Source organism: Klebsiella sp. CN_Kp113 (assembly GCF_040064585.1).
Taxonomy (GTDB): Bacteria; Pseudomonadota; Gammaproteobacteria; order Enterobacterales; family Enterobacteriaceae; genus Klebsiella; species Klebsiella michiganensis.
Genome location: NZ_JBEAID010000028.1, coordinates 62,651 through 84,126, shown reverse-complemented (window position 1 = coordinate 84,126; position 21,476 = coordinate 62,651). Strand labels below are relative to the sequence as shown.

Genomic DNA, 21,476 nt, shown 5'->3' with positions numbered 1-21,476 from the left:
CAGTTCAATAAGACACCGGTTTTTTTAATTGCGGTACAGCACCTTGATGATGTGATAACCAAACTGGGTGTGCAGCGGGCCGGTCGGCTCCAGCACCGGGCAGGAGAAGACGACTTTATCAAACGCCGGCACCATCTGGCCCTGGCGGAATTCACCTAAATCGCCACCGCGTTTGCCTGACGGGCAGATCGAGTGCTTCTTCGCCAGTTTACCGAAATCGGCGCCGTTTTTAATTTGCTCCAGAAGATCCAGTGCCAGCTGCTCTTCTTTAACCAGGATATGCAGTGCTGCTGCCGTTTTTGCCATGATCGTACCTTGATGGAATAGGAGATGAATCAGGGCGCAATAGTAGCATGGGCTAGCGGCGATACAGCACCTTAATGATGTGGTAGCCGAATTTGGTTTTGACCGGTCCGTAAGGCTTGAGCAGCGGGCAGCTGAAGACCGCCTTATCGAACGGCCCGACCATAACGCCTTGATTAAACTCCCCGAGATCGCCGCCGTTGCGTCCGGATGGGCACTTTGAATAGCGCTTTGCCAGATGATCGAAGCTCACGCCACGTTCCAGTTTGGCGAGGATCTCTTGCGCCAGCTTCTCTTCTTTTACCAGGATATGCAGGGCTGCTGCGCTCTTTGCCATTATTTTGCTCTCATGTCTCAAAGATATCCCGTTACTTTACCATCCGCTTTGGTCGCGGACCTATACTCTTCGCCATCGCGGGACAGGTGTCTCGCCTGATAGACGGAAGCGGGAGATGGGCAACACTTTTCTTCGGCGTTTTCCCTCTGGCCGGGGACAGCCGTCCTGTCCTTATCGTCGTGGAGCGAGATAACATGGATACAATGAAAAAACCTGAATTTTCAGTCGGCTGGCTTTCCGGGCTGAGCGAGATTGTGCGCGATCCGCTGCTCTATGAATTACTGAAATATTGTCCTCTGGAGATCATGCGGCGCTGGCGCTTCGAAGACATTCCGCGCGGTGATTTTATCTGCCGACAGGGGGAAGTGTGCCAGCGTTTTTCGCTGATTATCGCCGGTGAGGTAGACGTTTTCTATGAGGCTGAAGACGGGCGCCGCTACCGCCAGGCCCGCTACCGTAAAGGCGACATGGTGGGCGAACTCGAGATCTTTGAGTCGCGTCATTACATCTGCTCGGTGGTGGCGGTGGACCATGTGCAGCTCCTGAGCCTGTCGCAGGAACATTTCTGCCGCTGGCTGGCGCTGGATAACCACTTTAACCAGCGGATGCTGCGCTTCTTTAGCCAGCAATATTATCAGCTATCGAAAAAGGCCAGCAGCGACAATCTCTACTCGCTGCATCAGCGGGTGTGTCAGGCGCTATGGCTGCGTTATCAACAGGATGGCGCGAATGAAATCTTGCTGGATAAGCAGAATCTTAGTCAGGAGTTCGCGGCGACGACCCGCAGCATTAACCGTATTTTGCATGACCTGAAAGCGCTACAGATTATTGATACCGATGGTGAACGCATTGTGTTGTTAGCTCCTGAAAAACTGAAGCAGGAGGCTGATATCGGATAACCGCAAGAGTAAGGAGGCGGGAGAATGTCGCTGCAACCCCATATCCAGTTAAGCAAAGAGATGACCGGCGCGCGGTACGCGCTGCTGCCGGGCGACCCGCAGAGGGTCGACCGCATCGTCAATTTTCTTGATAATCCACAGCTGCTCGGTCAGAACCGGGAGTTTCGCGCCGCGCGCGGCTGGTATCAGGGCATCGAGATTTTGGTGCTCTCCACCGGCATCGGCGGACCCTCCACGGCGATCGCCATTGAAGAGCTGCGCCAGATTGGCGTAACAACCCTGATTCGTATCGGCAGCTGCGGCGCATTGCAGGATAATCTTGCGCTCGGCGATGTGATTATCGCTCACGCTGCGGTGATGGATGATGGTACCAGCCGAACCTATGCGCCGGCGGGCTATCCGGCCTGCGCCGACCCGCTGCTGACCTGGGAACTGGTGGCGCAGGCGCGGCAAATGAACATCCCCGCCGCGTGCGGGCTGGTGCGCAGCCACGACAGTTTCTATACCGATCGTGAGGCGGAACTGGATGCGCAGTGGTCGGCGCGAGGCGTTCTGGGTGCGGATATGGAGAGCGCCGCTCTGATGACTATCGGCGCGCTGCGCGGCCTACGTACGGCATCATTACTCAACGTGGTTGTTGCCCACAACGGTTGCCTGGATAGCAGCATCAATGATTATGTCCAGCAGGAGGCGCTGTGCCAGCAGGGCGAAGAACGGCAAATTACCCTGGCGCTGCGCGCCATTTATTCCGCTAGCCAGCAAGGAGGTTTGTGATGGACTTTTTTAGCATTAACAATGTGATGGTCAACATTCCTCTCGGCGAAGGCGGCTATGCGCTATCGTGGATTGAGGCTATCGGTACCGTATTCGGCCTGCTGTGCATCTGGTGCGCCAGCCGGGAAAAAATCATCAACTATCTGTTTGGCCTGATTAACGTCACGCTGTTTGCGGCGATCTTTTTCCAGATCCAGCTCTATGCCAGCCTGCTGCTGCAGGTCTTTTTCTTCGCTGCCAATATTTACGGCTGGTACGCGTGGAGCCGGCAAAACGAGGCGCAGGAGGCCGCGCTCAAGGTACGCTGGCTTTCCCGTCAGCAAACGCTGGCGCTGGGCGGCGTCTGCGCGGTGGCGATTGTGCTGATGACGCTGTTTATCGATCCGGTGTTCGCGACGCTCACTCGTATCATGATTGCTCTGCTGCAAACGTTCGGTATGCAGGTCGCGATGCCCGACCTCCAGCCCGACGCCTTCCCGTTCTGGGATTCCACCATGCTGGTGTTGTCGATTGCCGCCATGGTGCTGATGACGCGTAAATTCGTCGAAAACTGGCTGCTGTGGGTGGTTATCGACGTGATTAGCGTGGTTATCTACGCGGTACAGGGCGTTTACGCCATGTCGCTTGAGTATGTCCTGCTGACGGCGATCGCGGTAATGGGTTCATACAGCTGGATCAAGAGCGCACAGCGTAACGGCTATACGCCGCTTGCCGCGGCCGCATCCTGATTGACCGATTTCCAGGCTGCCTGAATGGGCAGCCTGTTGCTCTCTGTGCCCCTCTTTCTGCTACAATCCCCACCCCGTTCGAAGATTGAGCAAAAGACTCCCATGCGTTTAAATCCTGGCCAACAACAAGCCGTCGAATTCGTTACCGGACCGTGCCTGGTGCTGGCGGGTGCCGGTTCCGGTAAGACCCGCGTGATTACCAATAAAATCGCCCACCTGATCCGCGGCTGCGGCTATCAGGCGCGTCATATCGCGGCGGTCACCTTTACCAACAAGGCGGCGCGCGAAATGAAAGAGCGCGTCGGGCAAACGCTGGGACGCAAAGAGGCGCGCGGCCTGATGATTTCCACCTTCCACACGCTGGGGCTGGATATCATCAAACGCGAATACGCCGCGTTAGGGATGAAATCAAACTTCTCGCTGTTCGACGATACCGACCAGGTGGCGCTGTTAAAAGAGCTCACCGAAGGGCTGATCGAAGACGATAAAGTGGTGCTTCAGCAGCTGATCTCGACGATCTCCAACTGGAAAAACGATCTGCAAACCCCTGCTCAGGCCGCCGCTGGGGCGAAAGGGGAGCGGGATCGGATCTTTGCTCACTGCTACGGGCTGTACGACGCGCACATGAAAGCCTGCAACGTACTAGACTTTGACGATCTGATCCTGCTGCCAACGCTGCTGCTGCAGCGCAACGAAGAGGTGCGGGAGCGCTGGCAGAATAAGATTCGCTATCTGCTGGTGGATGAATACCAGGACACCAACACCAGCCAGTACGAGCTGGTGAAACTGCTGGTGGGACAGCGGGCGCGCTTTACCGTGGTCGGCGATGACGATCAGTCGATCTACTCCTGGCGCGGCGCGCGGCCGCAGAACCTGGTCCTGCTAAGCCAGGATTTCCCGGCGCTGCAGGTGATCAAGCTGGAGCAAAACTACCGTTCTTCCGGGCGCATCCTGAAGGCGGCTAACATCCTGATTGCCAATAACCCACACGTTTTCGAGAAGCGTCTGTTTTCCGAACTGGGCTATGGCGTAGAGCTGAAGGTGCTCTCTGCCAATAACGAAGACCATGAGGCGGAGCGCGTTGCCGGTGAACTGATCGCGCATCACTTTATTAATAAAACTGCCTATAAGGACTACGCGATTCTGTATCGCGGCAACCATCAGTCGCGGGTTTTTGAAAAGATGCTGATGCAGAACCGCATCCCGTACAAAATTTCCGGCGGCACGTCGTTCTTTTCCCGCCCGGAAATTAAAGACCTGCTGGCCTATCTGCGCGTGCTGACTAATCCCGATGATGACAGCGCTTTCATGCGCATCGTCAATACGCCAAAGCGTGAAATTGGTTCGGCGACGCTGAAAAAGCTGGGTGAATGGGCGATGGGGCGCAATAAAAGCATGTTTACCGCCAGCTTCGATATGGGCCTGACCCAGACCCTGAACGGACGCGGCTATGAGTCTTTGACCCGCTTTACCCACTGGCTGCGGGAGATCCAGCAGCTTTCAGAGCGTGAACCGATTGCCGCCGTCCGCGATCTGATCCGCGGCGTGGATTATGAATCCTGGCTCTATGAGACCTCGCCCAGCCCGAAAGCCGCCGAAATGCGGATGAAAAACGTCAATACGCTGTTCACGTGGATGACCGAAATGCTCGAAGGCAGCGAGATCGATGAACCGATGACGCTCACTCAGGTCGTTACCCGCTTTACCCTGCGCGATATGATGGAGCGCGGCGAGTCGGATGAGGAGACGGATCAGGTGCAGCTGATGACGCTTCACGCGTCAAAGGGGCTGGAGTTCCCCTACGTCTACCTGGTTGGTATGGAAGAGGGGCTGCTGCCGCACCAGAGCAGCATTGATGAAGACAACGTCGATGAAGAGCGCCGTCTTGCCTACGTGGGTATCACCCGTGCGCAGAAAGAGCTGACTTTTACCCTGTGCAAAGAGCGCCGTCAGTACGGCGAGCTGGTGCGGCCGGAGCCGAGCCGTTTCCTGCTGGAACTGCCGCAGGACGACCTGATTTGGGAGCAGGAGCGCAAAGTGATTTCGCCGGAAGAGCGCATGCATAAAGGCCAGGCGAACGTCGCCAACATCCGGGCGATGCTGGCGAAAGCGCGTAAATAGCGGCTAGCGGCTGTTTTGCTGTTGAATCTGGAACTGACGTAGCGCTTTGCGACCGGGCGCGCCGTCTGAACCGGGTTGACTGACGACAATGGCCGCCACTTCATTGCCCAGCCGCGTTGCCGGCTGCAGATCCATCCCGCAGGCCAGCCCGGCGATCGTACCGGCACAGTGGCTGTCTCCTGCGGCAATCGTGTCGTGGACCTTCACGCGGCAGGCCGGAATATGCTGCGGTGCTGCGTCAGGTTCAACCACCCATGCGCCATCCTTATCAAACCGACAGATCGCCCGAATATGCCAGTCGCTGGCGAGCCGTGAGGCGGCATCAAGGGTCGCGCTATCCAAATCGTATAAAAGCGCGCACAGCACGCTGAGTTCATCGCGATTCAGGGTGAGCAGGGGGCGTTTGCGCAGCAGCGCCTGGATAAAGTGAATATCCAGGTCGCACAGACGCGGGCCAAAATCGACGAACAGCGTTTTATCTTCCGTCTGGGCAAGGATCCACTGGCGCAGCGCTTCGCTGGCCAGTTCGTATCCCGAGACGTAAATAATCGCCTCCTTCGGCAGCGGTATTTGCGCTAATAGTTCATCAGTCCAGTGCTGTTCGCAGCCCTCAATGGTGATAAACGTCCGCTCTTTGCTGGCTTCGACAAGAGCCAGACACCAGCCGTTATCGTGGGTGGGATGGCGCAAGAGGACGGGCAAGTTTTCCAGCGCCATTTTTTGCGCAACGGCCTGCCCCCAATCGCCATTGCCTACCGGTATGGCGTTAATGGGAAACAGTTCGAGGCGCGAGAGCGCGCGGGCGACGTTGAACGCACAGCCGCCAATCTGCCGTCCGCCGTCGCGGGCGGAGACATCGCTACCGCTTTGCGGCAGCGCATCGAGATGGAGAATAATGTCGCCAAAAGCGGCGCCGATAACCACGATCGGCCGCTGAGGCGATAGCAGGTCAGCGCTGATTGTCACGGCAGGCCCCCTTTCTCGTTCCGAAGGCGAGATACAGCGCCAGGCTCAGAATAAAAGAGACGAATAACCCGAGGCTGGAGTCCGCGAAAATACCGACCGCGAAAGGTCCGTCGATAAAACCGGTTTTAGAGACCATCAATCCTGCCAGCGCACCGACAATCCAGCAGCCCAGCGCGGTACGGTTTGCGCCGCTCTCCCTGAATAAATCAGCTTCAGGATATCCGGCACGGCGGCGCAGCCGATAAAAATCGACCATAAAGATGGCGGCCCAGGCGGCCAGAAATACGCCGCAGAAAATCAAAAACGCGATGAACGGCCCGAGAAAATCTTTCGAGACAAACAGCACGTAGAGGGCAATCCCCAGCACCAGCACGGCGTCGAGGGCCACGGCGGAACGCTGCTGTAGCTTAATCCCCATGCTTAACAGGTTAAGGCTGGCGGAATAGAGGCTCAACACGGCGATGGTCACGACCCCGGCGGTAGCCGCGGCCAGATAGGGGATTGCCATCCACGAAGGCAGCAGTTTACCGATCGCTGAAATGGGGTTCTCGCTGGAGGCCAGATCGGGGATCTGCGCGGTAAGCAGTATTCCGGTGAGCATCAGCAACAGCAGCGGGAGGGCGGCGCCGCTGACCACGGCGAGAAAAATAGGCTTTTCCCCGGAGTCAGGGCGCTGATCGCGACTATAGTCGGCGCCGGCGATAGCCCAGCTGATGCCGGTGCCTGCGGCAATAATAGACACGGCAGGCAGAAAGCCGGTCAGCCAGCTGCCTGAAGGCAGCGCGAGGATGGCCTGCCAGTCCGCGGTGAAGAGTAAATAGATCACCACCAGCAGCGTCATGGCGCCAAAGATCCGGGTGATCCATTTTTGCATCATCAGCACGGCGTTTTGCCCGAGCACGCTGACCAGTACGGTCAGCCCGCCAAACAAGAAAAGCGACAGCGCGGTGGTGGTCAGACTCTCTTCAAAACCCATGGCGGCAAACAGCGCGATAAGGGTGAGCGTGCCGGTAATGATATTGACCGCTTCCCAGCCCATCAAATTCACCCAACAGAAGCTGGTGGGGGCGATATTACCGCGTTTGCCAAAAATGACGCGGGAGAGGGTTAGCGTCGTCGTACGACCAATTTTCCCGGCGATGCTGGTGATGCCGACCAGCGCAAAGGAGGCGACGCCCGCCACGGCGGCCAGAATCGCCTGCCAGAATGAGAGGCCGAACGACACTATCACCGCGCCGTAAACGACGCCAAGAATGCCAATATTCGCGGCGCACCAGACGAAAAACAGCTGGACCGGTTTCTGGGTCTGGTGGACCGGGGGGACCAGACCGATCCCTAATTCTGCCATTCCGGGATCTGCCGCCTGGATATTTCCATCGTATGAAGCTTTGCTGTCCATAGTGATACCCTCTGTGAATTATGCGAAGCGGTAGCCTGCAAGCCGCTGTGCGTAAGGCGCGAAGTCGATGCTGTTGGCCTGCTTAATCCGTTGTATATGTTCTTCAGGAAAAGCCTCTATGCCATGAAGCGCGCCGCAGATGGCGGTGGCCATCGCGCCAATGGTGTCGGTGTCGCCGCCTAAATTGGCTGCCAGCATAGCGCATTTCATAGGCTGCGTTTTTGCCAGCTCAACCAGAGCAATCGCTGCGGGGACGGACTCGATAATATCCATACCGGCGCCGATGTCCTCATAAATCCGTTCAATACCCGTCAGATGGTCAGTCTCCCCGGCGATCGTTTCCAGCGCCAGGTGGATACGGTTTCCCAGTAGTGGACTAAAAGTGGACTCATAATGGCGCTGCGTCTCATTGGCGAGCGACGCCAGCTCCGTTTTAATTAACGGCCATTCGGCCCCTTCAATGGCGCGGCCGATCGCCCAGGCAATGACCACCGCGCCGGCGATAGCGATATCTGATTTATGCGTCGGCAGGCAGGATAGCCGCACTTGCTCAATGAAAAACGTTCTGTCCCCGGTGGGCAGTAGACAGCCCATCGGCGCCACGCGCATTGCCGCGCCGTTGGTTACGCCGTTGGCCGCGATCTCCTCCAGCGGCTGCCCCTGTTCAAGCGCGATCAGGGAAGCCTTCGAGGTCGGGCCAAGAATATTTTTTTCAAAGGCCTGACAGCGTCTGGCCCACAGCAGAATATGCCTGGCGATGACCAGTGGATCGGTCACGCCGTTGGTTTCATTCAGGGCATCCATGAGTGCGATGCACTGATGGGTATCATCGGTGAACTCAGCGGCGCGAAATTCGCAGGCCGCAATATTCTCTTTCGGTCCGGGGAGGAAGCGCTCAATCCAGCCAAAATGGTTGATAATTCGGCGCTTAGGCCACAGTTCGGAAGGCATACCCATCGCATCACCAATGGCTTGCCCATAAAGGCAGCCGAGGATGCGGTTTTCGGTGGTATAGGTAGGGTGAATAGCAGACATCATCGGCTCCCTGGAAGAAATGAATAAAAGTTATACTAAAAGTAGATCCAGATTAAGTCCAGTTAAAGTCCTTTGTGGCCATGCTGTGATCGAAGACGCATTCTGAAAGAAAAGTGAGAAGCTAAAAAAGGGTGGGGAGACGTTATGAGGGGGCTATTGATTCCAGTATGGATCCACTATGATAAATCCACTGCCACTGAATTCCGGAAGACTACGACATTATGCCGCAATCGCTGCTTGAGTATATAAAAGGGCGTCTGAATGCAGAGGCTCCCGCGCCGCTTTATATTCAACTTAAACAAGCTATTGAAGCGGCAATGACCGAGCGGTTGCTGACGCACGGCAGCATCCTGCCTTCCGAACGCAAAATGTCGCAGACGCTTGAGCTATCGCGCGTGACGGTCGTGAAGGCGCTTGATGCGCTGCTGGAGGCCGGGCTGGTTATTAAACGCCACGGAAAAGGGACCGAGGTGAATCTGCCGGTAAGCTATAACCTTGCCAGCGGCGGATTTTCTGCCCAGCTACAAAATTCAGGCACGGTGTCCAACCGATGGCTGGTGAGGGAAAAGCTGGCGGCGGATGATTTTCTGGCCCGTGAGCTGGAGATCGCGGTCGGCGATCGGGTGGCGAAAATCAAACGCGTCCGTCTGGTCGATGCCCTCCCGGTGTCTCTCGAAACCATGTTTATCCCCGAGCGTTTCTTACCCCGCCCGGATCTACTTGAAGGTTCGCTGTACGCGCACTGGGCGGAAAATGATATTTATCCCGATCTTCAGGATTACTCACTGACGGTGCATATTCCTTCGGCGGAAGAGCTGAATTTGCTCGACCTGCCGCAAGGCGTGCCATTGATGAAAATTACGCTGAAAAGCCGCAATGCTCAGGGAGAGGTGCTTGAGTACGGAACCGCATTCTGCCTGAGCAATTACTTTAATTTTGATTTCAGAGTGAAGCTGCAATAAGCGCTTTGGCATGGCCGGTGTATAAAACCCGCCATCGCTTTATGCGAGAGCGGATCGTAGCCGACTACTGCTCGTTAAGCCGCAGCGGCCAGTGAACGTAGCTCTGCCACTGGCACTCCTGTTCGACCATTTCCCGGCCCAGCGGATGATTCTCCAGCCAGCCCTGCGGCAGCGTTAACGTCAAATTTTCATCTTCGGCAGCCAGCGTAAGCATCGGCAGCAGATCGTCGCGTCGGCGGCTGGCAAACAGAATCGCCAGACGCAGCAGACGGCACATATGCTCCGCGACTCTCGGAGGCACCGCGTTTTGTTGATGAATGGATGAAAGGTCGACGGCGTTGGTTTGGTTTAACAGCAGCGTCGCCAGCAGCTTCTTTTGTGCGGGGGTAAAGCCGGGCAGGTCAAGATTGCGCACCAGCCAGGCGGCGTGCAGGGGGGCCTGCTTGTACTCCACGCTCAGACCAATTTCATGCAGCTGGCAGGCACTTTGCAGCAAATCGAAGCATAGCGGCTCAATTTCCCAGCTGTTTTCCACCTGATGAACGAAATGGGCGGCCAGTTGGGCAACGCGCTGTGCCTGTTCAGTATCAACCAGAAACCGGCGCTGAATATTGCGTAAGGTACGACTGCGAATATCCTGATCGATCGACAGGTGCAGCATGCCGTAGACCAGACCTTCACGCAGCGCGCCGCCGGCGAGCGTCATACACTGAATATTCAGCTCGCTGAAGATGGCCATAAGAATCGCCAGCCCGCTGGGAAAGACGAGCGCCCGTTCAAGCGTCAGGCCTTCGATCTCCAGCTCTTCCAGACGACCGCACTGAATGGCGCGCTGTTTGAGCTGCTGTAGCTTGGCTAAGGTGATGCGTTCATCCATCCCCTGCGCCATCATGATTTCCTGTAACGCCTGAACCGTACCGGACGCCCCGACGCACACTTTCCAGCCGTGATAGCGCAGCACATCGGCGACGGGACGCAAAACTTCACGCGCGGCGGTTTCGGCCTGGTCAAAGTTCTCTTTGGTCAGGCTGCGATCGGCAAAGTAGCGTTCCAGCCAGGTCACGCAGCCCATGGACAGGCTGAAAAGCGAGGTGGTTTGCGCACCGGTACCGGTAACCAGTTCGGTGCTGGCGCCGCCAATATCCACGACCAGACGCTGATCTGCGCCGCCTGTTGTATGCGCAACGCCCTGATAAATCAGGCGCGCTTCCTCTTCACCGCTGATAACCTGAACCGCGCAGCCGAGGATTTCCCGCGCTTTCTCCAGAAACTCACCGGCGTTAACCGCCAGGCGCAGCGTCGCTGTGGCGACCACGCGGATTTGCGTCGGGGGGATATCCTGCAAACGCTCGGCAAACAGGCGTAAACATTGCCAGCCGCGCTCCATGGCTTCCGCCGAGAGCGTATTGTCGCCGCTGAGTCCAGCGGCCAGACGGACTTTGCGTTTGATACGACTCAGGGTCTGGATGCTTCCGGCAACCTCGCGTACAACCAACATATGAAAGCTATTGGAGCCAAGATCGATAGCGGCATAGAGCGAGGTGGAGCTCATACACTTCATCCTTCAAGTTGCCTCTGTGTTGGCTGCGTTCTCTTACCCGAATCACTTACCAGCGTTAGCTCGCCGCGATTCGCTTTCCTGCGGCCTTGATGCAACTTGAATGATTTTGTGTATGGCATAGTGCTTTAACCTGAACGACGACGATTACGTGGCGGACCGTTACGACGCGGGCCGTTGCCTGGGCGCGGGCGCGTAAGACGTAGAGGTCTGGGCAGTTCAGTCATCAGCGCGTCCGAATTGTATTTGCTGACCGGAATTGAATGACCGATATAGGTTTCAATTGCCGGCAGATTCAGCGCGTACTCTTCACAGGCCAGGCTGATGGAGTGACCGCTGGCGCCAGCGCGGCCGGTACGGCCAATACGGTGAACGTAGTCTTCGCAATCGTCCGGCAGGTCGTAGTTAAAGACGTGCGTAACGGCCGGAATATGCAGACCGCGGGCGGCAACGTCGGTTGCGACCAGAATGTCGATATCGCCGCGGGTAAATTCATCGAGAATGCGCAGGCGTTTTTTCTGCGCAACGTCGCCGGTTAACAGACCAACGCGATGGCCGTCCGCCGCCAGGTGACCCCAGATATCTTCACATCGATGTTTGGTGTTGGCGAAAATAATCGCGCGATCCGGCCACTCTTCTTCCAGCAGCGTCTGCAGCAGGCGCATTTTTTCTTCGTTGGAAGGATAGAACAGCTCTTCTTTAATACGGTGGCCCGTTTTCTGCTCAGGCTCAACTTCGACGTACTCGGCGTTGTTCATTTGTTCGAACGCCAGTTCACGGACGCGATAAGAAAGGGTGGCAGAGAACAGCATGTTCAGGCGCTGATTCGCTGGCGGCATACGGCGGAACAGCCAACGGATATCTTTAATAAAGCCGAGATCGTACATGCGATCGGCTTCGTCAAGCACGACAACCTGAATGGCGCCGAGGTTAATATGGTTCTGTTTGGCGTAGTCGATAAGGCGACCGGTGGTACCGATCAGAATATCCACGCCGCTTTCCAGCACTTTCAGCTGCTTATCGTAGCCGTCGCCGCCGTAAGCCAGGCCGAGTTTCAGACCGGTAGCCTGCGCCAGCGGTTCGGCGTCAGCGTGGATCTGAACCGCCAGTTCACGCGTCGGCGCCATGATCAGCGCGCGCGGCTGGTTGACCTGGCGGTCAGCGATCGCCGGGTGAGTGAGAAGATAATGAAACGTTGACGTCAGAAACGCCATCGTTTTACCGGTACCGGTTTGCGCCTGCCCGGCGACATCGCGACCTTCCAGCGTAAGCGGGAGGGCGAGTGCCTGAATGGGTGTACAATTATGAAACCCTTTCTTTTCAAGGGCTTCAATCATTGCCGGGTGCAGGGCGAAGTCGGAAAACTTCTGTTCTGTTAAATGTGTTTTGCTCATAGTGTGGTAGAATATCAGCTAACTATTGCATTAAGAAAGCGTATCCGGTGAAATAACGTCAACCTTTCGTTGGCTATGTATGAAATTATTCAAGGTGCGTCTGCGGCAACTGAACGAATCTTCGAAAGCTTAGACTACTAAGCGAGGCGAGGGTGACAAATCTGCGATAAGCCGGTTTGAACGCTGGTTGCTTTATCTTTTGCGGGGCAAAGTTCATGATGGGCATTGTGATGCAGAGAGATAAAAGAGGCATTCTGAAGAACAGCGTGCATAACGTAGCATCGACACGTCGTTGATGGCCGCGACACCAACACACCAGGCTTATTCCTGTGGAGTTAAATATGAGCGATAAAATTATTCACCTGACTGACGACAGTTTTGACACGGACGTACTCAAGGCTGACGGGCTAACCCTCGTCGATTTCTGGGCAGAGTGGTGTGGTCCGTGCAAAATGATCGCCCCGATTCTGGATGAGATCGCTGAAGAGTATCAGGGCAAACTGACCATTGCGAAACTGAACATCGATCAGAACCCGGGTACTGCGCCGAAATACGGCATTCGCGGCATCCCGACCCTGCTGCTGTTCAAAAATGGCGAAGTGGCAGCGACCAAAGTTGGCGCGCTGTCCAAAGGACAGCTGAAAGAGTTCCTCGACGCCAACCTGGCGTAAGCGGCTTGTTCTCCCGGCGTCCAGCGTCCAATTTTTTGCGGATCTCTGGACGCCCGGCGAGAGTCGTGCTAAGTTAATCTCAGACTTCGTTTTAAACATACCTTTGTTTGAATCTTGTTTTACCCAAAGCGTCCCGCAAAAATGCGCGTGAGGCTTATAATCCGGGCTTATCACTCATTCCGTTTAGTCGTTTCAGTTCTGCGTTCTTTCCTGTGACCAGGCAACGTACAGACACGAGATGAAGGCCGTTAACAGGCATGGATGTTCCTGCCATACCATTCACAACATTAAGTTCGAGAATTACCCCGAGTTTAAGAACCCACACCATTATGAATCTTACCGAATTAAAGAATACGCCGGTTTCTGAGCTGATTACTCTCGGCGAAAATATGGGGCTGGAAAACCTGGCCCGTATGCGTAAGCAGGATATTATTTTTGCCATCCTCAAGCAGCATTCGAAGAGTGGCGAGGATATCTTTGGCGATGGCGTACTGGAGATACTGCAGGATGGATTTGGTTTCCTCCGTTCAGCAGACAGCTCCTACCTCGCCGGTCCCGACGACATCTACGTATCCCCCAGCCAAATCCGCCGCTTCAACCTCCGCACTGGTGACACCATTTCCGGTAAGATTCGTCCTCCTAAAGAGGGTGAGCGTTACTTTGCGTTGTTGAAAGTTAACGAAGTTAACTACGATAAGCCGGAAAACGCGCGTAACAAGATTCTGTTCGAGAACTTAACCCCTCTGCACGCAAATTCACGTCTGCGTATGGAGCGTGGTAACGGCTCAACGGAAGACTTAACCGCTCGCGTCCTGGATCTGGCATCGCCGATCGGCCGCGGCCAGCGTGGTCTGATTGTTGCGCCGCCGAAGGCCGGTAAAACCATGCTGCTGCAGAACATCGCGCAGAGCATTGCGTACAACCATCCTGATTGCGTTCTGATGGTACTGCTGATCGACGAACGTCCGGAAGAAGTGACCGAGATGCAGCGTCTGGTTAAAGGTGAAGTTGTCGCTTCTACCTTTGACGAGCCGGCATCTCGCCACGTTCAGGTTGCCGAGATGGTTATCGAGAAAGCGAAGCGTCTGGTTGAGCATAAGAAAGACGTTATCATCCTGCTCGACTCCATTACCCGTCTGGCGCGTGCCTACAACACCGTCGTCCCGGCTTCCGGTAAAGTGTTGACCGGTGGTGTGGACGCCAACGCCCTGCATCGTCCGAAGCGTTTCTTCGGTGCCGCGCGTAACGTGGAAGAGGGCGGCAGCCTGACGATTATCGCTACGGCGCTGATCGATACTGGTTCTAAAATGGACGAAGTTATCTACGAAGAGTTTAAAGGCACCGGTAACATGGAGCTTCACCTCTCTCGTAAGATCGCAGAAAAACGCGTCTTCCCGGCTATTGACTACAACCGTTCCGGTACCCGTAAAGAAGAGCTGCTCACCACTCAGGAAGAGCTGCAGAAGATGTGGATCCTGCGTAAAATCATTCACCCGATGGGTGAGATCGACGCGATGGAATTCCTCATCAATAAACTGGCGATGACTAAAACTAACGATGACTTCTTCGACATGATGAAGCGCTCGTAAGCTAAAAACGCCAGAGAACGCCACGCTATTGCGTGGCGTTTTGTTTTCCGGGTTTGTATGATCCAGGAAGGGAAAACAAAATGGGTCTTAACGTATGATATGCGCAGGATGATGGCAGGCAGAGACGGCTTTAACAGTCTAAAATTTCTACAATAAATTTGTAATGTTCTGCTTTGCCCCTTCTGGAGTTGAGGCATCATCGTTATACTTCCCGGATTAACTATGCTGAGAGCACATGCGTTGTGAATTTACTCACTGCTATTACTGAATTAATCAGTATTTTCTTATTCACCACCCTGTTTATATTTATCGCTCGCAAGGCGGCAAAAAGAGTTGGGCTGGTGGATAAACCTAACTATCGCAAACGGCATCAGGGTTTGATTCCGTTAGTCGGTGGTATTTCAGTTTTCGCAGGTATTTGTTTTACGTTTGCTATCGCCGATTATTACATTCCCCACGCTCGGTTATACCTGGGATGTGCCGGGGTGCTCGTGCTGGTCGGTGCGCTGGACGACCGCTTTGATATCAGCGTAAAAATTCGCGCGGTTATTCAAGCCGCTATCGCCGTCATTATGATGATGGTGGGTAATCTTCATCTTAGTAGCCTCGGTTTTATATTCGGCTCATGGGAGCTGGTGCTCGGCCCTTTTGGCTTCTTCCTCACGCTATTCGCCGTCTGGGCGGCGATCAATGCCTTCAATATGGTTGATGGTATCGATGGGCTGCTTGGCGGTCTGTCGTCAGTCTCTTTCGCGGCAACGGGCATTATCCTGTGGTTTGATGGCCAGTACAGCCTGGCGATGTGGTGTTTTGCGATGATCGCCGCCATTTTGCCCTATATTTTACTTAACCTCGGTGCGCTTGGTCGTCGCTATAAGGTCTTTATGGGTGATGCCGGCAGCACCATGATTGGCTTCACTATCATCTGGATCCTGCTGGAGACCACGCAGGGAAAAACGCATCCTATCAGCCCGGTCACGGCGCTGTGGATTATCGCTATTCCGTTGATGGATATGGTGGCGATTATGTACCGTCGCCTGCGCAAAGGGATGAGCCCATTCTCCCCGGACCGTCAGCATATTCATCATTTAATCATGCGCGCCGGGTTTACTTCCCGTCAGGCGTTTGTGCTGATCACCCTGGCCGCCGCGCTGCTGGCCCTGGTTGGCGTGGTGGCGGAATACACCCGCATTGTTCCTGAATGGGTGATGTTAATACTCTTTTTGTTAGCCTTCTTTCTTTATGGCTACTGCATTAAACGCGCCTGGAAAGTGGCGCGCATGGTTAAGCGCATTAGACGCAGAATACGGCGACACAGCGGCAATAATCCAAATTAACCAAGTCAATCTGGGGACGTGATGACTCAACCATTACCGGGAGCACAAACAGTGAACGTTGAGAACGAGCTGGATATTCGCGGGCTGTTTCGCGCCTTATGGGCCGGAAAAAGCTGGATAGCAGGTATCGCAGTGCTCTTTGCACTGATTGTTCTGGTTTATACCTTTTTTGCTCGTCAGGAGTGGAGCGCGACGGCGATTACCGACCGACCGACGGTGAACATGCTGGGGGGATACTATTCACAACAGCAGTTCTTACGCAATCTCGATATCAAGGCCAATCTCGTCTCTGTCGATCAGCCTTCGGTCATGGACGAAGCATATAAAGAGTTCATCATGCAGCAGGCGTCGTGGGATACCCGCCGCGACTTCTGGTTGCAAACGGACTACTACAAGCAGCGCCAGTCGGGTAACGCTCGCGCCGATGCCGCGCTGTTGGATGACCTGATTAACGATATCCAGTTCATGCCCGGCGATGCGCTAAAAAGCATCAACGATAGCGTGAAGCTGACGGCAGAAACCGCGCCTGATGCCAACAATCTGCTGCGCCAGTATGTGGCTTTCGCCAGCCAGCGTGCGGCAGGGCATCTGAATGATGAGCTCAAAGGCGCCTGGGCCGCGCGTACCGTACAGATGAAAGCGCAGGTGAAGCGCCAGGAAGAGGTGGCGCGAGAGATTTTCAATCGCCGCATGCACAGCGTGGAACAGGCGCTGAAAGTCGCGCAGCAGCACAACATCTCCCGCAGCGAAACCGATATTCCACCAGACCAGCTGCCGGATTCCGAGCTGTTTTTACTGGGGCGTCCAATGCTGCAGGCCCGGCTGGAAAATCTGCAGGCGGTGGGGCCGCAGTACGATCTTGATTATGACCAAAGCCGCGCCATGTTAACGACGTTGAACGTGGGGCCGACCCTGGACCCGCGTTTTCAGACTTACAGGTATTTGCGAACGCCTGAAGAACCGGTAAAACGCGATAGCCCGCGCCGCGTGTTTCTGATGGTGATGTGGGGGATTGTGGGCGCGCTCATCGGCGCAGGCGTTGCGTTATCGCGTCGCCGTGTCCAGTGAATGCGGCCTGTGGTGAAGGACATTCAGCCTTTATCACCTAATCGAAGAGAATCGATGTGAAAGTACTAACGGTATTTGGCACGAGACCAGAAGCTATCAAGATGGCGCCTCTGGTTCATGCGCTGGCAAAGGATCCTCATTTTGAGGCGAAAGTTTGCGTGACCGCGCAGCATCGGGAGATGCTCGATCAGGTGTTGAAACTTTTTTCTATTGTTCCGGAATACGACCTTAACATTATGCAGCCGGGTCAGGGATTGACGGAGATTACCTGTCGCATCCTTGAAGGTTTAAAGCCGGTGCTCGAGTCGTTTAAACCAGACGTGGTGCTGGTGCATGGCGATACCACCACGACGATGGCGGCAAGTCTGGCCGCTTTCTATCAGCGGATCCCGGTAGGACACGTGGAAGCCGGGCTGCGCACGGGCGATCTGAGCTCGCCGTGGCCGGAAGAGGGGAACCGTACGTTGACCGGGCATCTGGCGACGTACCACTTTGCGCCGACGGAAACCTCAAGGCAGAACCTGCTGCGGGAAAACATCGCCGACAATCGGATCACGGTAACCGGTAATACGGTTATTGACGCGCTATTCTGGGTGCGCGACCGGGTGTTGAGCGATGAAGCCCTGCACAACGAGCTGACTCAGCGTTATCCCTTCCTCGCCAACGGCAAGAAGATGATTCTGGTCACCGGACACCGTCGGGAAAGCTTTGGCCGCGGTTTCGAGCAAATCTGCCATGCGCTGGCGGAGATCGCCGCGAACAATCCGGACGTACAGATCGTCTATCCGGTGCATTTGAATCCGAACGTCAGCGAACCGGTGAAGCGCATTCTCGGCCACGTTGAGAACGTCATACTTATTGAGCCGCAGGATTATTTGCCGTTTGTCTGGCTGATGAACCGCGCGTGGTTGATCCTGACCGATTCCGGCGGTATCCAGGAAGAGGCGCCCTCGCTCGGGAAACCGGTGCTGGTGATGCGTGAAATGACCGAGCGCCCGGAGGCGGTCAGCGCGGGCACCGTGTGCCTGGTGGGTACCGATAGCCAGCGCATCGTCAATGAGGTCACGCGCCTGCTGCAAGATGAGTCCGCGTATCAGGCCATGAGCCGGGCGCATAACCCGTATGGCGATGGACATGCGTGTCATCGTATTTTGTCTGCACTTAAAAATAATCAGGTAACGCTATGAATTTTTCTACCATTTCAGTGATTGGCCTTGGATATATTGGCCTGCCAACCGCTGCCGCGTTCGCCTCCCGGCAAAAGCGGGTGGTCGGCGTTGATATCAATCAACACGCCGTGGAGACCATTAACCGTGGTGAAATTCATATCGTGGAGCCGGATCTGGCGAGCGTCGTCAAAACGGCGGTCGAGCAGGGCTACCTGAGCGCCACTATCGCGCCGGTAGAAGCCGACGCTTACCTGATTGCGGTGCCGACGCCGTTTAAAGACCTGCATGAACCGGATATGGTTTTCGTCGAGTCGGCGGCGAAATCTATCGCACCGACGCTGAAGAAAGGGTCGCTGGTTATCCTTGAGTCCACCTCGCCGGTGGGTTCAACCGAGCAGATGGCGGGCTGGCTGGCGGAAATGCGCCCCGATCTGAGCTTCCCGCAGCAGGTTGGCGAAGCGGCGGACGTCAATATCGCCTACTGTCCGGAGCGCGTGTTGCCGGGGCAGGTGATGGTTGAGCTGATTAAAAACGATCGCGTGATTGGCGGTATGTCGCCGGTTTGCTCAGCCCGCGCCAGCGAGCTGTATAAAATTTTCCTCGAAGGCGAATGCGTGGTGACCAACTCGCGCACCGCCGAGATGTGCAAGCTGACTGAAAACAGCTTTCGCGACGTTAATATCGCTTTTGCCAATGAACTTTCGCTAATTTGCGCCGATCAGGGGATCAACGTCTGGGAACTGATTCGTCTGGCGAATCGTCATCCGCGCGTCAATATCCTCCAGCCGGGGCCGGGCGTTGGCGGCCACTGCATCGCGGTCGACCCGTGGTTTATCGTGGCGCAAAACCCGCAGCAGGCGCGGCTTATCCGGACCGCGCGTGAAGTCAACGACCACAAACCAGAATGGGTGATCGATCAGGTCAAAGCGCGGGTCGCCGACTGCCTCGCCGCCAGCAACAAACGCGCCAGTGAGCTAAAAATCGCCTGTTTTGGCCTCGCGTTTAAGCCGAATATTGATGACCTGCGCGAAAGCCCGGCCATGGCCATTGCCGCGCAGATCGCCCGCTGGCACGGCGGCGAAACCCTGGTCGTTGAGCCAAATATTCATCAGCTGCCGAAAAAGCTCGACGGACTGTGCGCTCTGGCGTCGTTGGACGAGGCGCTGGCGAGCGCCGATGTGCTGGTGATGCTGGTCGATCATAAAGAATTTAAAGCGGTTGGCGGGGATAGCGTTAGCCAGCAGTTTATCGTCGATACCAAAGGGGTGTGGCGGTGAGAGGGCGTCTGGTAAAAGATGAAAGTGTTCGCAGCTTCGCGCGCTTTCATCGTGACCAAAACTTAACAGATCTATTTTATGTTCGCCCGCGCCAGTATTGAGCCCCTTGAGTGGGAAAACCGCTTCTTCGGCGTCAATAGCGCCATTCTCCGCTTTGGCGACGATGCGCCGCCGCTGACGGTGCAAGCGCTGGCGGGATGGTCGCGGGTGCAGGCGAAAGTCGCGGCGGATGATGCCGCGCGCCTGGATGCGCTGCAGGCATTAGGCTTCCGGCTGGTGGAGGGCGAGGTCGATCTTGCGCTTTCGCCCGCGGCTTCTGATGATATCGGCGCCGAGCCGGCGACTGAGGTGGATATCCCCCGGCTGCGCGAACTGGCGGCGCTGGCCTTTGCGCAGAGCCGTTTTCGCGCCCCGTGGTATTCCGACGATGCCAGCGGTCGTTTCTATGCCCAGTGGATTGAAAATGCGGTGCGCGGAACCTTCGATCACCAGTGTCTGGTGCTTCGCGCCCCTGACGGCGATATTCGCGCGTTTGTCTCCCTGCGCCAGCTCAGCGAGCGCGAGGCGAGGATTGGCCTGCTGGCCGGACGCGGCGCCGGAGCGGAATTAATGCAGGCGGCGCAGCGCTGGGCCGCGCTGCGCGAGCTGACGACGCTGCGGGTGGCGACCCAGATGGGCAACACCGCCGCGCTTAAACGTTACATTCTTAGCGGTGCCAATGTCGAAAGCACCGCGTACTGGTTATACAGGTGACATGATGATGCCATTTAACGCGCCGCCGGTGGTGGGTACCGAGCTTGATTATATGCAGTCCGCGATGGGGAGCGGCAAGCTGTGCGGCGATGGCGGTTTTACCCGCCGCTGCCAGCAGTGGATGGAGCAGCGTTTCGGCACCGCGAAAGCGCTGCTGACGCCATCCTGCACCGCTTCGCTGGAAATGGCGGCGCTGCTGCTGGATATTCAGCCGGGCGATGAAGTGATTATGCCGAGCTATACCTTCGTCTCCACCGCCAACGCCTTTGTGCTGCGCGGCGCGAAAATCGTCTTCGTTGATATTCGTCGCGATACCATGAATATCGATGAAACGCTGATTGAAGCGGCCATCACCGAGAAAACCCGCGCGATTGTACCGGTCCACTACGCCGGCGTGGCCTGCGAGATGGACACCATTATGGCTATCGCCAGCAAGCATAATCTGTTTGTGGTGGAGGATGCCGCTCAGGGCGTGATGTCGACCTATAAAGGCCGGGCGCTCGGCACTATCGGCCATATTGGCTGCTTCAGCTTCCATGAAACCAAAAACTACACCGCGGGCGGTGAAGGCGGCGCAACGCTGATTAACGATCGCACGCTGATAGAGCGCGCGGAGATCATTCGTGAAAAAGGCACCAACCGCAGCCAATTTTTCCGTGGCCTGGTGGATAAATATACCTGGCGCGATATCGGCTCCAGCTACCTGATGTCCGATTTACAGGCGGCCTATCTGTGGGCGCAGCTGGAAGCGGCGGAGCGGATTAACCAGCAGCGTCTGGCGCTGTGGCAGAACTACTACGACGCCCTGCTGCCGCTGGCGCGCGCCGGGCGTATCGATCTGCCCATCGTGCCTGCCGACTGCGGGCAAAATGCGCATATGTTCTATATCAAGCTGCGCGATATTGACGATCGCAGCAAGCTGATCGCCTGGCTGAAAGAGGCGGAAATTCTGGCGGTATTCCACTATATCCCGCTGCACAGCTGCCCGGCCGGGGAGAACTTCGGCGAGTTCCACGGGACGGATCGCTACACGACCCAGGAGAGCGAACGCCTGCTGCGCCTGCCGTTATTCTACAATTTGTCGAACGTTAACCAGCGCACGGTGATTAACTCGCTGCTGAGCTATTTCTCCTGAT

20 protein-coding genes are annotated in these 21,476 nt (G+C 56.0%); 13 read left to right on the top strand and 7 right to left on the bottom strand.

The features are described from left to right. Nucleotides 1-24: 24 nt before the first annotated feature. Nucleotides 25-306, bottom strand: coding sequence for a peptidylprolyl isomerase PpiC (ppiC, locus tag ABLV30_RS19335; protein ID WP_004097481.1), 282 nt, complete (start codon nucleotides 304-306; stop codon nucleotides 25-27). 52 nt (nucleotides 307-358) lie between these two features. Continuing rightward, on the bottom strand, nucleotides 359-640 hold the full coding sequence (gene ppiC, locus ABLV30_RS19330) for a peptidylprolyl isomerase PpiC (protein WP_004127352.1): 282 nt from the start codon (nucleotides 638-640) through the stop codon (nucleotides 359-361). 194 nt (nucleotides 641-834) lie between these two features. Between ppiC (ABLV30_RS19330) and ABLV30_RS19325 the strand changes: the two genes are divergently transcribed. From ABLV30_RS19325 to rep, 4 genes are all read left to right on the top strand, one after another. After that, nucleotides 835-1,539, top strand: a complete 705-nt coding sequence (locus ABLV30_RS19325; RefSeq protein WP_004097483.1) for a Crp/Fnr family transcriptional regulator — start codon at nucleotides 835-837, stop codon at nucleotides 1,537-1,539. A 24-nt stretch (nucleotides 1,540-1,563) separates the two neighbouring features. Continuing rightward, nucleotides 1,564-2,313, top strand: a complete 750-nt coding sequence (locus tag ABLV30_RS19320; RefSeq protein WP_004097486.1) for a nucleoside phosphorylase — start codon at nucleotides 1,564-1,566, stop codon at nucleotides 2,311-2,313. After that, nucleotides 2,313-3,041, top strand: coding sequence for a nicotinamide riboside transporter PnuC (gene pnuC, locus ABLV30_RS19315; RefSeq protein WP_004097491.1), 729 nt, complete (start codon nucleotides 2,313-2,315; stop codon nucleotides 3,039-3,041). Before ABLV30_RS19320 ends, pnuC begins: the two co-directional genes overlap by 1 nt. Before the next feature lie 102 nt (nucleotides 3,042-3,143). Further along, entirely contained in the window at nucleotides 3,144-5,162 is a 2,019-nt protein-coding gene (rep, locus tag ABLV30_RS19310) for a DNA helicase Rep (RefSeq protein ID WP_014227450.1), read from the top strand. A 3-nt stretch (nucleotides 5,163-5,165) separates the two neighbouring features. Here the strand turns inward: rep and ABLV30_RS19305 are convergent, their stop codons facing one another. From ABLV30_RS19305 to ABLV30_RS19295, 3 genes are read right to left on the bottom strand one after another with little or no spacing between them, the layout of a single operon-like run. Continuing rightward, complete coding sequence (locus ABLV30_RS19305) at nucleotides 5,166-6,128, bottom strand: PfkB family carbohydrate kinase (RefSeq protein ID WP_265802064.1); 963 nt, start codon at nucleotides 6,126-6,128, stop codon at nucleotides 5,166-5,168. Further along, the gene (locus ABLV30_RS19300) at nucleotides 6,112-7,527 is read right to left on the bottom strand and encodes a cytosine permease (protein WP_348865643.1); all 1,416 of its coding nucleotides are present in this window, start codon (nucleotides 7,525-7,527) and stop codon (nucleotides 6,112-6,114) included. Before ABLV30_RS19300 ends, ABLV30_RS19305 begins: the two co-directional genes overlap by 17 nt. Nucleotides 7,528-7,545: 18 nt before the next feature. After that, on the bottom strand, nucleotides 7,546-8,562 hold the full coding sequence (locus ABLV30_RS19295) for an ADP-ribosylglycohydrolase family protein (protein WP_014227452.1): 1,017 nt from the start codon (nucleotides 8,560-8,562) through the stop codon (nucleotides 7,546-7,548). Nucleotides 8,563-8,783: 221 nt separating this feature from the next. On the opposite strand from ABLV30_RS19295, the gene ABLV30_RS19290 reads away from it, so the two are divergent. Further along, complete coding sequence (locus tag ABLV30_RS19290) at nucleotides 8,784-9,524, top strand: GntR family transcriptional regulator (protein ID WP_032720758.1); 741 nt, start codon at nucleotides 8,784-8,786, stop codon at nucleotides 9,522-9,524. Between the two features lie 64 nt (nucleotides 9,525-9,588). On the opposite strand, the gene gppA is transcribed toward ABLV30_RS19290, so the two are convergent. Both gppA and rhlB read right to left on the bottom strand, forming a co-directional pair. After that, nucleotides 9,589-11,085 (bottom strand): guanosine-5'-triphosphate,3'-diphosphate diphosphatase, encoded by a 1,497-nt coding sequence (gppA, locus tag ABLV30_RS19285; protein WP_160743202.1) that lies wholly within the window; start codon nucleotides 11,083-11,085, stop codon nucleotides 9,589-9,591. 125 nt (nucleotides 11,086-11,210) lie between these two features. Then, a complete protein-coding gene (rhlB, locus tag ABLV30_RS19280; RefSeq protein WP_265802066.1) occupies nucleotides 11,211-12,476 on the bottom strand; it encodes an ATP-dependent RNA helicase RhlB in 1,266 nt (421 codons plus the stop codon). Between the two features lie 341 nt (nucleotides 12,477-12,817). Between rhlB and trxA the strand changes: the two genes are divergently transcribed. The 8 genes from trxA to rffA all read left to right on the top strand — a co-directional run bounded on the left by trxA (nucleotide 12,818) and on the right by rffA (nucleotide 21,475). Continuing rightward, nucleotides 12,818-13,147, top strand: coding sequence for a thioredoxin TrxA (trxA, locus tag ABLV30_RS19275; protein WP_004097507.1), 330 nt, complete (start codon nucleotides 12,818-12,820; stop codon nucleotides 13,145-13,147). Nucleotides 13,148-13,476: 329 nt separating this feature from the next. After that, complete coding sequence (rho, locus tag ABLV30_RS19270; protein WP_002883293.1) at nucleotides 13,477-14,736, top strand: transcription termination factor Rho; 1,260 nt, start codon at nucleotides 13,477-13,479, stop codon at nucleotides 14,734-14,736. Between the two features lie 242 nt (nucleotides 14,737-14,978). Further along, nucleotides 14,979-16,073, top strand: a complete 1,095-nt coding sequence (gene wecA / locus ABLV30_RS19265) for a UDP-N-acetylglucosamine--undecaprenyl-phosphate N-acetylglucosaminephosphotransferase (protein ID WP_004097511.1) — start codon at nucleotides 14,979-14,981, stop codon at nucleotides 16,071-16,073. Between the two features lie 21 nt (nucleotides 16,074-16,094). Beyond that, nucleotides 16,095-17,141, top strand: coding sequence for an ECA polysaccharide chain length modulation protein (wzzE, locus tag ABLV30_RS19260; protein WP_014227454.1), 1,047 nt, complete (start codon nucleotides 16,095-16,097; stop codon nucleotides 17,139-17,141). Between the two features lie 56 nt (nucleotides 17,142-17,197). Next, a complete protein-coding gene (wecB, locus tag ABLV30_RS19255; RefSeq protein WP_004097518.1) occupies nucleotides 17,198-18,328 on the top strand; it encodes a UDP-N-acetylglucosamine 2-epimerase (non-hydrolyzing) in 1,131 nt (376 codons plus the stop codon). Continuing rightward, entirely contained in the window at nucleotides 18,325-19,587 is a 1,263-nt protein-coding gene (wecC, locus tag ABLV30_RS19250; RefSeq protein ID WP_265802067.1) for a UDP-N-acetyl-D-mannosamine dehydrogenase, read from the top strand. Before wecB ends, wecC begins: the two co-directional genes overlap by 4 nt. A 78-nt stretch (nucleotides 19,588-19,665) precedes the next feature. Next, on the top strand, nucleotides 19,666-20,340 hold the full coding sequence (rffC, locus tag ABLV30_RS19245) for a dTDP-4-amino-4,6-dideoxy-D-galactose acyltransferase (protein WP_025108413.1): 675 nt from the start codon (nucleotides 19,666-19,668) through the stop codon (nucleotides 20,338-20,340). Nucleotides 20,341-20,344: 4 nt separating this feature from the next. Continuing rightward, nucleotides 20,345-21,475, top strand: a complete 1,131-nt coding sequence (rffA, locus tag ABLV30_RS19240) for a dTDP-4-amino-4,6-dideoxygalactose transaminase (protein ID WP_265802091.1) — start codon at nucleotides 20,345-20,347, stop codon at nucleotides 21,473-21,475. Nucleotide 21,476: the final 1 nt, after the last annotated feature.

Coding starts and splice junctions, on each gene's coding strand:
- ABLV30_RS19300 (WP_348865643.1), bottom strand. CDS start 7,527: ATGGACAGCAAAGCTTCATACGATGGAAATATCCAGGCGGCAGATCCC.
- wecC (WP_265802067.1), top strand. CDS start 18,325: ATGAATTTTTCTACCATTTCAGTGATTGGCCTTGGATATATTGGCCTG.
- ppiC (WP_004127352.1), bottom strand. CDS start 640: ATGGCAAAGAGCGCAGCAGCCCTGCATATCCTGGTAAAAGAAGAGAAG.
- rhlB (WP_265802066.1), bottom strand. CDS start 12,476: ATGAGCAAAACACATTTAACAGAACAGAAGTTTTCCGACTTCGCCCTG.
- ABLV30_RS19295 (WP_014227452.1), bottom strand. CDS start 8,562: ATGTCTGCTATTCACCCTACCTATACCACCGAAAACCGCATCCTCGGC.
- ABLV30_RS19325 (WP_004097483.1), top strand. CDS start 835: ATGGATACAATGAAAAAACCTGAATTTTCAGTCGGCTGGCTTTCCGGG.
- ABLV30_RS19320 (WP_004097486.1), top strand. CDS start 1,564: ATGTCGCTGCAACCCCATATCCAGTTAAGCAAAGAGATGACCGGCGCG.
- wzzE (WP_014227454.1), top strand. CDS start 16,095: ATGACTCAACCATTACCGGGAGCACAAACAGTGAACGTTGAGAACGAG.
- rffA (WP_265802091.1), top strand. CDS start 20,345: ATGATGCCATTTAACGCGCCGCCGGTGGTGGGTACCGAGCTTGATTAT.
- rho (WP_002883293.1), top strand. CDS start 13,477: ATGAATCTTACCGAATTAAAGAATACGCCGGTTTCTGAGCTGATTACT.
- ABLV30_RS19290 (WP_032720758.1), top strand. CDS start 8,784: ATGCCGCAATCGCTGCTTGAGTATATAAAAGGGCGTCTGAATGCAGAG.
- rep (WP_014227450.1), top strand. CDS start 3,144: ATGCGTTTAAATCCTGGCCAACAACAAGCCGTCGAATTCGTTACCGGA.
- ppiC (WP_004097481.1), bottom strand. CDS start 306: ATGGCAAAAACGGCAGCAGCACTGCATATCCTGGTTAAAGAAGAGCAG.
- rffC (WP_025108413.1), top strand. CDS start 19,666: ATGTTCGCCCGCGCCAGTATTGAGCCCCTTGAGTGGGAAAACCGCTTC.
- pnuC (WP_004097491.1), top strand. CDS start 2,313: ATGGACTTTTTTAGCATTAACAATGTGATGGTCAACATTCCTCTCGGC.
- gppA (WP_160743202.1), bottom strand. CDS start 11,085: ATGAAGTGTATGAGCTCCACCTCGCTCTATGCCGCTATCGATCTTGGC.
- trxA (WP_004097507.1), top strand. CDS start 12,818: ATGAGCGATAAAATTATTCACCTGACTGACGACAGTTTTGACACGGAC.